Source organism: Brachybacterium sp. UMB0905 (assembly GCF_002871795.1).
Classification (GTDB): domain Bacteria; phylum Actinomycetota; class Actinomycetes; order Actinomycetales; family Dermabacteraceae; genus Brachybacterium.
In genome coordinates, this window is record NZ_PNHL01000008.1 from 131,228 (window position 1) to 144,871 (window position 13,644).

Annotated in this window: 7 protein-coding genes; 5 read left to right on the forward strand and 2 right to left on the reverse strand. The window is 68.8% G+C overall.

Annotation, left to right across the window (positions count from 1 at the left end; translation table 11 throughout):
* Positions 1–186: 186 nt before the first annotated feature.
* The 5 genes from CJ197_RS09590 (at position 187) to CJ197_RS09610 (ending at position 6,127) form a co-directional block, all read left to right on the forward strand.
* Entirely contained in the window at positions 187–1,521 is a 1,335-nt protein-coding gene (locus CJ197_RS09590; protein WP_102236522.1) for an ABC transporter substrate-binding protein, read from the forward strand.
* Positions 1,521–2,435: a carbohydrate ABC transporter permease gene (locus CJ197_RS09595; RefSeq protein WP_102236523.1), complete on the forward strand. Its 915-nt coding sequence runs from the start codon at positions 1,521–1,523 to the stop codon at positions 2,433–2,435. Before CJ197_RS09590 ends, CJ197_RS09595 begins: the two co-directional genes overlap by 1 nt.
* A gap of 1 nt (position 2,436) precedes the next feature.
* Positions 2,437–3,297 (forward strand): carbohydrate ABC transporter permease, encoded by an 861-nt coding sequence (locus CJ197_RS09600; RefSeq protein WP_102236524.1) that lies wholly within the window; start codon positions 2,437–2,439, stop codon positions 3,295–3,297.
* 162 nt (positions 3,298–3,459) lie between these two features.
* Positions 3,460–4,989, forward strand: coding sequence for a flotillin family protein (locus CJ197_RS09605; protein ID WP_102236525.1), 1,530 nt, complete (start codon positions 3,460–3,462; stop codon positions 4,987–4,989).
* Positions 4,990–5,098: 109 nt separating this feature from the next.
* A complete protein-coding gene (locus CJ197_RS09610) occupies positions 5,099–6,127 on the forward strand; it encodes an ATP-dependent 6-phosphofructokinase (protein ID WP_102236526.1) in 1,029 nt (342 codons plus the stop codon).
* Between the two features lie 104 nt (positions 6,128–6,231).
* Here CJ197_RS09610 and CJ197_RS09615 read toward each other — a convergent pair whose 3' ends face one another.
* Together CJ197_RS09615 and CJ197_RS09620 are read right to left on the reverse strand one after the other, a co-directional pair.
* Positions 6,232–7,443, reverse strand: coding sequence for an acyl-CoA dehydrogenase family protein (locus tag CJ197_RS09615; RefSeq protein ID WP_102236527.1), 1,212 nt, complete (start codon positions 7,441–7,443; stop codon positions 6,232–6,234).
* A gap of 43 nt (positions 7,444–7,486) precedes the next feature.
* Positions 7,487–13,627 (reverse strand): Ig-like domain-containing protein, encoded by a 6,141-nt coding sequence (locus CJ197_RS09620; RefSeq protein WP_102236528.1) that lies wholly within the window; start codon positions 13,625–13,627, stop codon positions 7,487–7,489.
* Between the last annotated feature and the right edge of the window lie 17 nt (positions 13,628–13,644).

The window sequence follows — 13,644 nt, forward strand, 5'->3', positions numbered from 1 at the left end:
AGGCCACCTCGCGTTCACCTGCGATGCACCGTGCGCCCCGGAGAGGTCACAACTGGGCCACATCGCGTGCAACCAACGGCAACCGTCATCCATGCTGCTGAAGCACCGGGACCATGTCCCCGTCGGCCGCACGAGCCGCGCGCTCCCCACCGTCGGGGGGCGCACCGCGATCAAGGAGGACCGCGCATGAACCCCACGACTACTCCCCGCACTCTGCCCCCGTCGCGCCGCGCCGTGACGCTGGGCGGCACCGCGGCGCTCGCCGCCACCGCCCTGGCCGCCTGCAACCCTGGCGGCTCCGGCGGTGGGGGCAGCAACCCCGATGCCGCGCCCGTCGAGGAGCAGGACGCCTCCGAGCTCGCCGGGAAGACCCTCTCCTACGTCTACTTCACCGATGGTCCCGATGAGCAGGCCACCCGTGACCTCATCGCCCAGTTCGAAGAGGAGTACGACGTCACCGTCGACCTGGAGATCGTGCCGTTCTCCGATATCACTACCACCCTGCAGGCGCGACTGTCCGGCGGTCAGGCCCCCGATGTGGCGCGCGTGGCCGCGACCGCTCCGTTCGTCGGTGATCTGCTGATCCTGGACGACTATCTGGGGGCGGAGTACCTCGAGGAGTTCTCCGAGGGGGTGCGCGTGGGCATGACCGATCCCGACGGGAAGATCCATGCGGTCGCCTCCGACCTCACGCAGAACGGTCCCTTCGTGAACCTCGACCTGTTCGAAAAGGCCGGGGTGGAGGTGCCGGACTCCTGGACCTGGGAGGAGATGGTCGACCTCGCCACGCAGGTGCAGGAGAAGACCGGGTGCGAGTACGCCTTCGCGATGGACAAGTCCGGGCATCGCCTCTCCACGATCCTCTCCCAGGGCGGCACCTACCTGGTGCAGGAGGGCGAGAGCTCCCTGGACCCGGCGGCCGCCACCACGGCGCTGCAGCCGCTGGTGGACATGATCGAGAACGGCACGTCGCCGTCTGATTTCTGGCTGGATTCGGGCACCAAGTACCAGGGCGCCAATGAGGTGTTCCTGGCCCAGCAGGTGCCGGTCTATCTCTCGGGCAACTGGCAGGTCGCCCAGTTCGACGAGGGTGCCGAGTTCGCCTGGGCCACGATGCCGAACCCCTCGATGACCTCTGGCGGCGGCTTCCCTGGCGGCAAGTTCATGGTGGGCTTCGCCGAGGGGCCCGAGAACCAGCTCGCCGCCACCTTCCTGCAGTTCATGAACTCCAAGGAGTCGCAGGAGGCCTTCATCACCGCGTCCTCGTTCATGCCCACCCGGGCGGATCTCACCGAGTCCGGCGTCACCTACCCGATGCGGGATCAGGAGATGGGCGTGTTCGTCACCGATCTCTCCGAGACCCCGGCGGAGGCCTTCGCCGCCTGCTACGACCCGAACTTCGATGCCGCCGCGCAGGAGTTCATCAAGGAGTTCTCCCAGGTGGTGGCCGGCAACAAGGATCTGGCCACCGCCATGGAGGATCTCAAGGCCGCCATCGACTCCGTCGTGGAGCAGGCCTGATGTCCTCGGCCACGGCACCCGCGGCCCCACGTCGGCGCCGACGGGTGCCGTTGTCCCTGCGGGCGGCGCCGTACCTGTTCCTGCTGCCCAACATGGTGATCTTCGGGCTGTTCACCATCTACCCGGCCTTCAGCGGGCTGAACATCTCGCTGTACTCCTCCCGCAACGGCCGCACCTTCGAATGGGCGGGGCTCGGGAACTACCAGCGGATCTTCGCCGACGACGAGTTCTTCCAGGCGCTGGTGAACACTGTCGTGTTCGTCCTGGTCTTCGTGGCGCTCGGTGTGCTGATCTCCGTGGTGCTCGCAGTGCAGCTGAACGCGCAGAACATCGGGAAGTCCTTCTTCCGCTCGGTGTTCTTCCTGCCGGTGCTGCTCAGCCCCGTGGTCGTCGGCATCGTGTGGCGCTGGCTGCTGGAGCGCAACGGCGGCTTGGTCAATGCGGCGCTGTCCGCGATCGGCCTGGATGCAGTGCCCTGGCTCGTGAACCCCACCCTGGCCATGGTCTCCGTGGTGGCGGTGAGCCTGTGGGTCAACGTCGGCTTCTACACCATGATCCTGCTGGCAGGACTACAGTCCATCGACCCGAACCTGTATGAGGCCGCGAGCCTGGACGGCGCCTCGCCGCTCGAGCAGTTCCGGCACATCACGGTGCCGATGCTCGCGCCCACCACGATGGTGGTGCTGATCCTGTCCACCATCCACGGCTTCCAATCCTTCGACGTCATCTACAACCTCACCGGCGGTGGACCGGTCGGCTCGACCACGCTGCTGGTGCAGTACGTGTACGACAACGCCTTCGGGCCCCAGATGCAGTACGGCATGGCCGCCGCCGGATCGGTGGTGCTGTTCCTGATCGTCATGAGCTTCACGCTGCTGAACTGGTGGCTGGGCCGGCGCGCGGAGGCGGTGTGAGATGAGCACGAGCACGAAACCGACGACTTGGACCTCGACCTCCCGCACCCGGGTGCGTCCGCGCGATGCGGTGCGCACCGTGAATCTCACGGCGCTGGCCCTGCTGGTGCTGATCCCGTTGCTGTGGACGGTGCTGGGCTCCTTCAAGAGTCCCTCGGAGCTCGCGCAGCGACCGCCCACGCTGCTGCCGGAGACCTGGCGGCCCGAGAACTACGTCCAGGCGCTGACCAGCTTCGACGTGCTGCGCTACCTCACCAACAGCGTGATCGTGGTGGTCGTGGCGACGCTGCTGACCCTGATCATCAACTCGATGGCCGCCTATGCGCTCAGCCGCTACAACTTCCGTGGCCGGGACCTGCTGTTCCTGGTTACGCTCGCGACGATCATGGTGCCGCTGCAGGTGATCCTGATCCCCGTCTACCAGGTGACCGCTTCCCTGGGGCTGACCAACTCCCTATGGGGCGTGATCCTGCCCGCGATCGCCACCCCGACGGGTGTGTTCCTGCTGCGCCAGTACATGCTCACGATCCCCGATGAGCTCATCGATTCCGCCCGCGTGGACGGCGCCCGAGAGTTCGGGATCTTCTGGCGGGTGGTGCTGCCGCTGTGCAAGCCGGCCCTCGCGGTGCTCGCGATCTTCTCGGTGCTGTGGCGGTGGAACGACTTCCTGTGGCCGCTGGTGGTCACCAATGAGAGGACCCGCACCCTGCCGGTGGCGCTGGCCCGTTTCGCGAGCCAGGAGGTGGTGCCCTTCAACCTGGTGCTGGCCATCTCCGTGGTGTCGATGGTGCCGGTGCTGATCTGCTTCCTGGTCTTCCAGAAGCAGATCGTCCAGGGCATCGCCGCAACCGGCATGAAGTGACCGGCGGGCGCCGTCTGACCGGCCGCACGCCGCGCCGTGATCTGGCGCCCGCCGCGGCGCGCGGTCCGCTGAGGCGACTCGCATAGTGGGCAATGGCCTGCGGAACCACCCGGCGACATGCGATGATGTGACCTGGCAGATATCACACCTCAAGGGGGACCCATGGAGCTTCTCCTACCCGTCGTCGGCGTAATCGTGATCCTCGCGATCGTGGGGCTGATCGTGACCGTCATCATCATGCGCAGCTACCGGATCGCGGCACCGAACGAGGCCCTGATCATCACCGGCCGCGGCACCAAGGCCGGGGACGTGGACCTCGAGTCCGGCGGCGCCCGTGTGGTGATCGGCGGCCGCGCGATCGTGCGCCCGATCTTCGATCGCGCTTTCGTGCTCTCACTCTCCTCCCGCCAGATCCCGGTGGAGGTCGAGGGCTACTCCATGAACGGCATCTTCCTGCGTCTGCGCGGGGTGGCGCAGGTGAAGGTGGGCGGCAATGTGGACGATGTGCGCAAGGCCTCCCAGCGCTTCCTGGACCAGCAGAAGCAGATCGACCACTACACCCAGGAGATCCTCTCCGGCACCCTGCGCGCCGTGGTCGGCACCCTGACCGTGGAGCAGATCATCCGTGACCGCGCCTCCTTCGCCAGCCAGGTGCAGGCTGAGGCCGAGCATTCGATGAACAACCAGGGCCTGGTGATCGACACCTTCCAGATCTCCGCCGTGGAGGATGACGGTTCCTACCTGCGGGACTGGGGTCGCCCCGAGGCGGCGCTGGTGGCCAAGCGCGCGGCGATCGCCGAGTCCGATGCGAACCGTGAGGCCACCCAGGCCAAGAACGTCAACCTCCAGCAGGAGGCGGAGTCCAAGCAGGCCTTCGATCTGCGCAACGCGGAGATCAAGGAGCAGACCGACGCCCGGCAGGCGGTGGCCGATGCCGCCGGCCCGCTGGCCCGTGCCGCCCAGCAGCAGAAGATCATCGAGCAGGAAGAGCTCATCGCGGTCCGGAACAATGACCTGCGCGAGAAGCAGCTGATCGCCGAGGTCATCAAGCCGGCCGATGCCTCCCGTCAGGCGCAGCAGCAGGAAGCCGACGCGAAGAAGTACGCGCGCGTGGCCGAATCCGAGGCGCAGCTGACCGATGAGCGCAACCGCGCAGAGGCCCGCAAGGTCTCCGCGGACGCCGAGGCCCACGCCATCGAAGCCCGGGGCCGCGCCGAAGCCGAGGTGGAGCTGCAGCGCCGCTCCAAGGACGCCGAGGCGGTGCGCCTGGAGGGCCAGGCGGAGGCCGATGCGCTGCGCGCCAAGGGCGAGGCGGAGGCCGCGTCGATCCGCGCGAAGGGTGATGCGGAGGCGGAGACCACCCGCGCCCGCGCCGAGGCGTACAAGCAGTTCAACGACGCCGCGGTCCTGGCCCAGGTGCTCGAGGTGCTGCCGCAGGTGGCCGGGGAGCTGGCCTCCCCGTACTCCAACATCGACAACCTCTCGGTGTTCTCCACCGACGGCGAAGCGAAGATCGGGCAGAACATCTCCGTGGGCCTCGCGCAGGTGCTGGAGATGGTCCGCTCCACCACGGGCGTGGATTTCCAGGAGACGCTCGAGCGGGCCGCCGCCGGTGGCCGCCAGGTGCGCGAGCAGTCCGAGTCCGCCGCCGATGCCCGGTCCGAGGACCCCGGCCAGACCGGGCAGAACTGAGGGCCCTCCGGACCGCCGCTGCGCGGTCCGCGCCCCCTAGAGTGGAGCCGGGGCGTTCCGCGCGGAGTGCCCCGGCTCCGGCCCGGCGAGAGAAGAGAGCACAGCTTCCATGAAGATCGGAATCCTGACCTCCGGCGGTGACTGCCCCGGCCTGAACGCCGTCATCCGCGGCGTGGTCATCAAGGGCAACACGATGTTCGAGGATGAGTTCATCGGCTTCAAGGATGGCTGGCGCGGCGTCATCGAGAAGGACTACATGACGCTGCCGCGGCGCCGGGTGCGCGGCATCGGCCGCATCGGCGGAACGATCCTGGGCACCTCGCGCTCCAACCCCTTCGCCGACGGGGAGGACGGCGCCGAGATCGTGCGCCAGAACATGGACGACATGGACATGGACGCCCTCATCGCGATCGGCGGCGACGGCACCCTGTTCACCGCGAACCGGCTGTTCGAGGCGGGCATCCCCATCGTCGGCGTCCCCAAGACGGTCGACAACGACCTCGATGCCACCGACTACACCTTCGGCTTCAACACCGCCGTGGAGATCGCCACCGAGTCCCTGGACCGCCTGCGCATGACCGGCGATTCGCACCACCGCTGCATGGTGGGCGAGGTGATGGGCCGCTCGGTGGGCTGGATCGCCCTGCACTCGGGCATGGCGGCCGGCGCGCACGTGATCTGCCTGCCGGAGTTCCCCCTGAGCCTGGACGACATCTGCCACTACGTGCAGGCGGCTTTCAATCGCGGGCGCGCCCCGCTGGTCGTGGTCGCCGAGGGATTCGTCCCCAAGGATGCGCCCGAGGGCTTCATGGACTACGAGCTCGACGAGTTCGGGCGCCCGCGCTTCGGCGGGATCGCTGAGGCGCTCGCCCCGCTGATCGAAGAGCGGCTGGGCATCGAGACGCGGGCGACGGTGCTGGGGCATATCCAGCGCGGTGGTGAGCCCACCGGATATGACCGGGTGCTGGCCACGCGGCTGGGCACCACCGCCCTGGATCTCGTGCATAAGGGCGGCTTCGGCCGCATGGTGGCGCTGCGCGGCACCGAGATTGTGGATGTGCCGCTCAGCGAGGCCATCGATTCGCTGAAGAAGGTGCCGGAGTCCCGCTGGCGTGAGGCCGAGGTGCTGTTCGGTTGAACCGGCGACCCTGACAGCGGCGGGGCCGGGGCGAGTGCATCGCCCCGGCCCCGCTGTGCTGGGCGCTCAGTGCTGTGCAGGGCGCTCAATGCTGTGCGGGGCGCTCAGTGCTCCTCGCGCGGCTGGTCGATCTCGCCCAGCAGGGCCTTCGCGTAGCTGGCATGCACCGACTCCTCATCGGAGGGGTGGTACATCCCGGCGCGCACATCCCGCGAGAGGCGTTCGAGCTCGCTGCGGCGGAAGTAGTGGGAGCCGCCCGAGGCGCGCAGCACCTGGTCCACTGCCGCGATCGCCGTTTCGGTGGCGCGGGACTTCATTCCGGAGAAGTGCAGGAACCAGCGCGCCCCATGGTCGGTGATGCCCGGGCCCTGCTCCCCCGTGCCCAGTGCGTCGAGGTCCGCCAGCAGCTTCTCGAGCTGGAGGATGACGCCGTCCACGCCGATCGCAGCATCGGCGAGGCGCCAGCGGATATCGGGGTCATCAGCATGGACGATGCCGCGGGTGACGCTGCGCCGGGTGTGCGCCACCTCGGTGCCCACGGTGATCGCGCGCTCAGCGATCCCGGTGTACACCGAGGCGATCAGCAGTTCGAAAGCCCCGAAGATCCCCATCACGAAGGGATCGGGATTGGGGCCGACGGGGGTCGTGGTCAGCACGTGCTCCGCGGTGATCGGGGCGCCGTGCAGGCGGGTGGTGCAGGACTGGCTGGGGCGCATGCCGTGGGTGTCCCAGTCGTCCTTGACCTCAACCTCCGTGGTGCGCTCGAGGATGCCGAAGACCAGGCTCGGATCCTCCTCGGCGGACCCGTCGTCTGCGGCGCGGCGGGCGTGGACCACCAGGCGGTCCCAGACCGGCGCGAGGGAGGTGAAGATCTTCGTGCCGGTGACGCGGAAGCCGCCGTCCTCCTGCGGCTCGGCCCGGGAGGAGGAGTCGAAGAGCATCGCCTCGTTCCCCGCCTCGGAGATGCCGAAGGCGAACAGGCGGTCCGCCGCCGCGTCCTCGAGGATGGGCCGCACTCCCGGCACGCCCAGGCGGTAAGCATGCAGGGCCGCGCCGGTGATCACCAGGTGCATGTTCATCGACAGGGCGGTGGCGGGGGCGGCCTGCGCGAGGCGCCGCTGGATCCGGGAGGCCTCCAGCAGGCTCGCGCCCGTGCCGCCCAGCTCCTGGGGCACCAGCAGGCGCAGGTAGCCGCGCTCGCGCAGATCGGCGAGGTCGTCGCGGGGGAAGGTGTTCTCGCGGTCGTGGACCACGGCGCGCTCACGGAAGGTCGTCAGCAGCTCGTCGGGCAGCAGGTCATCGGGCAGTTCGGTCATGGCCGCAGGCTAATGGAGGCGCGAACGGCGTGCAGGAACCGCCTCACTGGAAAGCGACGGTCTTGCTGTAGTTTCCGTTCTTGTCCACGGCGCGCACATAGAAGTCGGAGCCGCCGGAGGCGGTGGTGCTGATCTCGAAGGTGCCGCTGCTCTTCCCCACGGATTTCCATGCGCCCTGGTGGTAGGTGCGGAATTCGTAGTCCACGGCCGGGAAATCGGTATCGCCGATCGTCACGATGTAGGACTCGGTGCCCTTGGTCCCCTTCTTCCACGTGAGGTTGATGGGGACATGCGGCTTCCCACCATTCCAGGACGGCGTGCTGAAGGTGACGGTGGTCGGCTCGCTCACCAGACCTTTTTCGTTCTCCACCGTCACGGTCATCGTGTATTTCGCGCTCTCCGCAACATTGCAGGTCGCCCAGGTCTTCTCCGTAAGGTCGGTGCGGTTGCATTCCACATCACCGGAGTGAAGGGTGATGGATTTCAGCGGCACGCCGCCGAGATCTGTGGGCTTATCCACGCGGACTATCGTTTGACAAGCATTGAGCGAGTAGCAGATGAACGGGGTGTTGTCGCCCCGCGCGATCGGTGCCTCCGGCCGCGTGTACGGCGTCACCGAGTTCGAGGGATCCGAGGGCGCGGACTCCCCGCCCTTGAACCGGTTGCGGGCCTGCACCGTGAAACGGTACGAGCTGCCGTTGTCCAGAGTGTCGATGGTGACCTCGGTGGTGGAGGCGTCCACGGTCTTCGAGCCGCCGTCCCAGCTGATCACGTAATCCTTGATCGCGGTGCCGTTGTCCTGGGCCGGTTTCCAGGACACCACCGCCCGACCGTTGGGCCCGGCGCCGGTGCCCTCATTCGGCAGTCGTGCTTCCACGTCCTTGGGGGCTTCCGGAATCGCCCAGGGAACCACCTCCTTCGAGCGGGCCGATGTAGCGCCCTGCCCCACGGAGTTCTTGGCGGTGACGGTGAAGGTGTACCCGGTATCGGGGTCGAGGTTGCGCATGGTCGCGGAGGTGGCGTCACCGCCCGCGGTCACGGTCGTGCCGTCGGAGGCGCGGATGGTGTAGCCGCTGATCGGCTCCCCGTTGTGCACATCGGCATCGGGCTTGTCCCACGTGATGGTCACGCCGCCGCCCAGTCGGTCGTTGGTGCGGCTGGCCTCCACGCCCGAGACGGCTTTCGGCGGCCCGGCCGGGTGCTGCGGGCGGGACCAGCCGGACCAGTCCGAGGGCTCCTCCGAGAGGTTGTGGGCCCGCACCCGGAAGCTGTAGTCATGCCCGTTGTCCAGCTCATCCCAGGTCAGCTCGGTGCTGGTGGCGTCCACCGAGCGGGTCTCCAGGCGCCCTCCCTCATCGCGGCGCTGCACGTCGTATTTCTGCAGCGCCGAGCCGCGGTTCTCGGGCCGGGACCAGCTGACCTGCAGCTGCCGGTCGCCGCGCTGGACCTGCGGGGTGCCCGGCGGCTCCGGCCGCACATCCGGGGTGGCGGGGGCCGAGGGCGACGAGGCCGGGGAGTCACCGACCTCGTTGTGCGCCACCACCTGGAAGGTGTACTCGGTGCCGTTGGTGAGCCCCGTGACGGTGCACGTGGTCGACGTGCACTTCTGGGTGACATTGCCGCCGCTCGCGGCGGTGACCGTGTAGCCGCTGATCGGGGCGCCGTTGTCATCGCCCGCGGTGAACGCCAGCTCCACGGTGCCATCGCCCACCTCACCCACGCGAGGGGCCGACGGCGCCTCCGGCTTGCCGCGCACGGTCGCGCGGATCTCGCCGGTGGCCCGCCGTTCGGGATCACCGGTGGCGTCCTCCACCGTGTAGCTCGCGGTGAGGATGCCGGCGAACTCCGGGTCAGGTTCAATGATCACCTGGTCGCCCTCGAGCTTCACGCCACCGTCGCCGGAGACCCGCTGAGCATCCACGAGGGTCAGCGGCTCCCCGGGGAAGGGGTTGGAATCGTTCTCGAGCACGTCCACGCGGCCGGTCGTCCCCGCGTCGATCACCTGCTCATCCAGGCCCGGGGAGACCTTTGGGCGGCGGCTGCCGGTGACGGTGAGCTGGAACGTCTCCGTCACCGGTGCGGTCACGGAGTCGGTGACGGTCACCGGCAGCTGGATCGTCTCCCCGCGCGGGGCATCCAGCTCGGCGCTCACGCTCAGGGTGCTGCCGTTGATGGAGGCGCTCACCCCCTCGGGCAGGACGGAGTCATCCACACTGAACTCGAGCGGATCACCATCGGGGTCCTCCGCCGCGGTGCGCAGATCCACGGTGGTCGCAGAGCCGCCGGATTCCACCTCGATCAGGGAGCCGCGCAGCGTGGGCGGCTGGTTCGTCTCGCCGCTGAGCACCTCGATGGGGATGCTGAGCGAGCCACTCGCGGCGGTCGCATCTCCGGCGGCGCCGTCAGAGACCTCCACCGTGATCGTGTCGCGGCCCTCGTAGTCCTCGGCCGGGCGGTACACCAGCGTGGTCTCGTCCGCGACCAGCGGGGTGCCGTCGGTGTGGTCGGCCTGCGCTGCGTCATCGTCGAGCACCCGGGCATGCTGCGCGCCAGGCCGCACCCGCACCAGGGAGGAGTCGGCCAGGTCGATGCTCAGCTCGCTGCCGGAGACCACCTCGAGGGTCCCACCCACCCAGACCGGCGGGATGCGGGCGGTGCCGGGCACCCACACGTAGCCGGAGGAAGTCTGCTCATCGCGGTCGGTGATGGTGTAGCGCAGACGCTGCTGCTCCTCACCGGGGATCACCGTGAGGATGCCGTCATCGCTGAGCAGGGAGCCGTCGGCCCCATCCTCCATCCGCACCGTCAGATCGGAGATCGAGCCATCGGGGTCGCGATCATTGGCGAGCACATCCACGGTGATGGTCTCCCCCGCCGGGTCCAGCACCTGGGCGGGATCCACGTAGTCATCGACCGCGATGGGATCGCGCAGCGGGGCGCCCGGGTCCACCCGCAGCGTCACCGTCGCGGCGCTGGTCAGCTGGCCGTCGGACACCTCATAGGTGAGGGTGTGCGTGCCCGGCTCCTCCGGGGTCATCACGGTGATGCGATCGCTCGAACGACCCTCCGCGGGCGGGATCACCTCGATATCCGTCAGCGGGGTCACCGAATCGTGGAGGAGCTGGAGGGCATCCTCCTCCGGGTCGGAGTCGTTCATGAGCACGGGGATCTGGATCTCGCGGCCGGGCCGCACATCCAGCTCGTCATCCACGGCGTAGGGCGGCTGGTTGAGCTCCGGCGGCGCCGCGACGCCCACCAGCACCTCCGCGGTGCCGATCGCCCCGGAGGCATCCATCACCTGGTAGCGGAAGGTATCGGTGCCCACCGCATCCGGATAGGGCACGTACTCGATCCACTGCCCGGTGGCGCTCGTGATCTCCCCCAGCTGCGGGGCGGGCTCGGAGATCCCCATCAGCATCACCGAATCGCCCTCGGCGTCGATGCCGGTGGTGGGCACGGGGATGCGCACCGGGGAGCCCGCCACCGCGCGGGCTACGAGATTCTGGGGCTGCGGCGGAGTGTCCTCGGCATCGGCGGGGATGATCCGCACCCGGAGCCGACTGGAGCCATCGCGGCCGGTCTGGTCCACCGCCTCATAGGAGATCGTCGCCTCCCCCTGCGCATCCGGGGCGGCACGGAAACGGATCTGCTGATCATGGGTCTCGACCACCCCGAGACCCTCCACCCCGTCGGTCCCGGAGATCTCCCCCAGGTGCAGGGTGGAGCCGGTGGGAGAGATGTCGTTGCTCAGCACATCCACGAGCACCATGTCCCCAGCGCGGACCACGGCCTCATCCGGGGCGGGCACCGGGTTGGCGAACTGGGTATCGGTCGCGGCGAGCATGACCCGCACGGTGCCCGTGGAGCTGCCCTCGGCGTTCGCGACCTCATAGGTCAGCGGCACCGGCTCCTCGCTGACAGCGGCACCGGGCTCGACCTCCACGCGGATCAGATGATGCCCCACCACGGTGGCTTTGACACCGCTGTCCTCAGGGACGGTCACGGAGTTGGTGACCAGCACCCCGCCGGTGGGATCCACGTCGTTCTCCAGGGGATCCAGCAGGCTCTGCCCACCGGTGGTGGCCATGAGCATGTCATCCACCGCCACCGGCAGCATCGCCTCGGGGTCCGGTTCGGTGACGTCCACGCGGATCAGGCCCTGCGAGCTGGCCTCGCGGGCGGAGGCCGTGTACTCCAGGTAGTAGGTGCCCACCTCGCCGCTGACGCGCACCGATCCGCTCGTGAGGTCCGCATCGACCTCGAGCCCAGGGGCCTCATCCACATGGGTCAGCTCAAGGGAGCCGCCCGCGGGGTTGATGTCGTTCAGCAGCGGGCGAAGCACACCGGTGCGCCCGGCGACCACCTGCAGGTGATCGGTGGTGGTGATGGGGGCAAGCTCTGGGTCGGTCACGGACTCGACCTCGAGCACCGATTCGGAGGTGGCGCCGTGCTCATCACGGAAGGTGAGGGTGACCTGCTTGGGTCCGGTCTTCAGCCCCGCATCATCCACCGTCACCGTGCCATCGGCCCGGAAGGTCACCAGGTCCTCGGGCTGGATCGTGGCATCGGCCAGGTAGAACGCGTCACCCTCGGGGTCCTCCCAGTACGGCAGCACGTTCAGGGTGACGGTCTGCCCGGAGAGCACCTGCACGCGCGGGATGCCCTGTCCGGCAGGCTCCGGCGGAGAGTTCTTCTCGCCCGGGTGGACGGTGAGGGTGACGGTTGCGGTGTCGGTGCCGCCGCGGCCGTCGTCGACGATGTACGTGAAGGTGGCGGTGCCGCTGGCGTCCTCGTCCACGGCGATCTGCAGCTGGGTGCCACCGCGAATGGGGCTGACCGTGCCGATGGAGGGCTGCTTGCCCTCGAGGTCCGCGAGCAGCACATCACCGTCGGGGTCGGAGTCGTTGCGGGTCACCGGCAGGACCACGTTCATGCCGGGCCGCACCCCGAACTCGTCGTCCTCGGCCACCGGCGGGCGGTTCTCCTGGTCCCGGTCCTCCTGCACGTCGGTGATGGTGGAGGTGACGACCTCCTTCTCCTTCTCCTCCTGCTCGTCCTGCTGGATCTCCTGCTCGATCACCCACTGATCCACGATCTTCAGCGAGTCGCGGATCATCCAGGACAGCCCGGCCACGGTGTCGTTGAGCACCACGAGGTCGCGGTTCACGCGCAGGCGCAGGTCCGCACCGGGGCCCGCCTCCGGCACCGCCTCGATGACCGGCTCGTGGCCCTCGCAGATGCGGGCGAAACGGTTCGCGGCGTTCCAGGCGCCATAGGCGCAGCCGCCCACCTGGGCGGGGGCGGCGGGAGTTCCGGTGCCGCCCGCGGGATGGACGGCGATGTCCCCGCCGCGCATCGGCACCATCAGCAGGGAGTTCTCGGTGGCGACGGCGACGTGATCGGAGGCGTCGCCGGGCTGCTGGAGCACGAGGGTGTTGGCATCGGAGACCTGAGCCTCACTGAGATCTGCGGTGCGCACCTCGGTGCCCATGCGCAGCTGGCGCTTGGCGCGGTCCAGCACCACCGGCTCCTCCCCCACCGCGGTGAGCGCCACATCCTCGGGCTTCGAGGACAGCCCGCCGAGCGTGATGGGCTTGTCCTGCTGCGGGTTCTGGGTGTCGACGCTGCGGGGGAAGGTGTGCAGCTGGTCGCCGTCGAGCACCATTGCGGTGCCGGCGCGGGTGACGGTCACGTGGACCTCGCTGCCCTTGGCCTCGTAGGCGGGCTTGAAGGCGTCGGGGCTGAACGCGGCGGCCTGATCGGGGCTGAGCACCCACACGCGCCCGTCGGGGGTGGCGATCGCCACGCGGTCCCCGCCGAGGACGACCTCGCTCTCGGGCGGCAGCTCCACGACGCCCCCGCGCACCACGGACGCGGTGTTCACCGGGCTCACCCCGCGCGGACCGATGGTGAACACGTGGTACCCGGACTGCAGAATGTCGATGTCATCCCCGGCCACGGACAGGCGGGCGTCGTACTCGGTGGCATCCACGTTGAGCCGGCCGATGAGCGCGCGGTCCTGGTTGCTGACCCACACCCCGCCGTTGTTGACGTCCATGTCCGAGGACTGCTCGCCCTCATAGCGCACGGCGAAGGCGGTCAGCAGCACCGCGATCAGGGAGAGGATCACGGTGGAGGCGATCGTGCTGCGACGGCGTCGCCGCGCACCACCGCTCGCGCTCATCGTCGCTCCTCATCCCG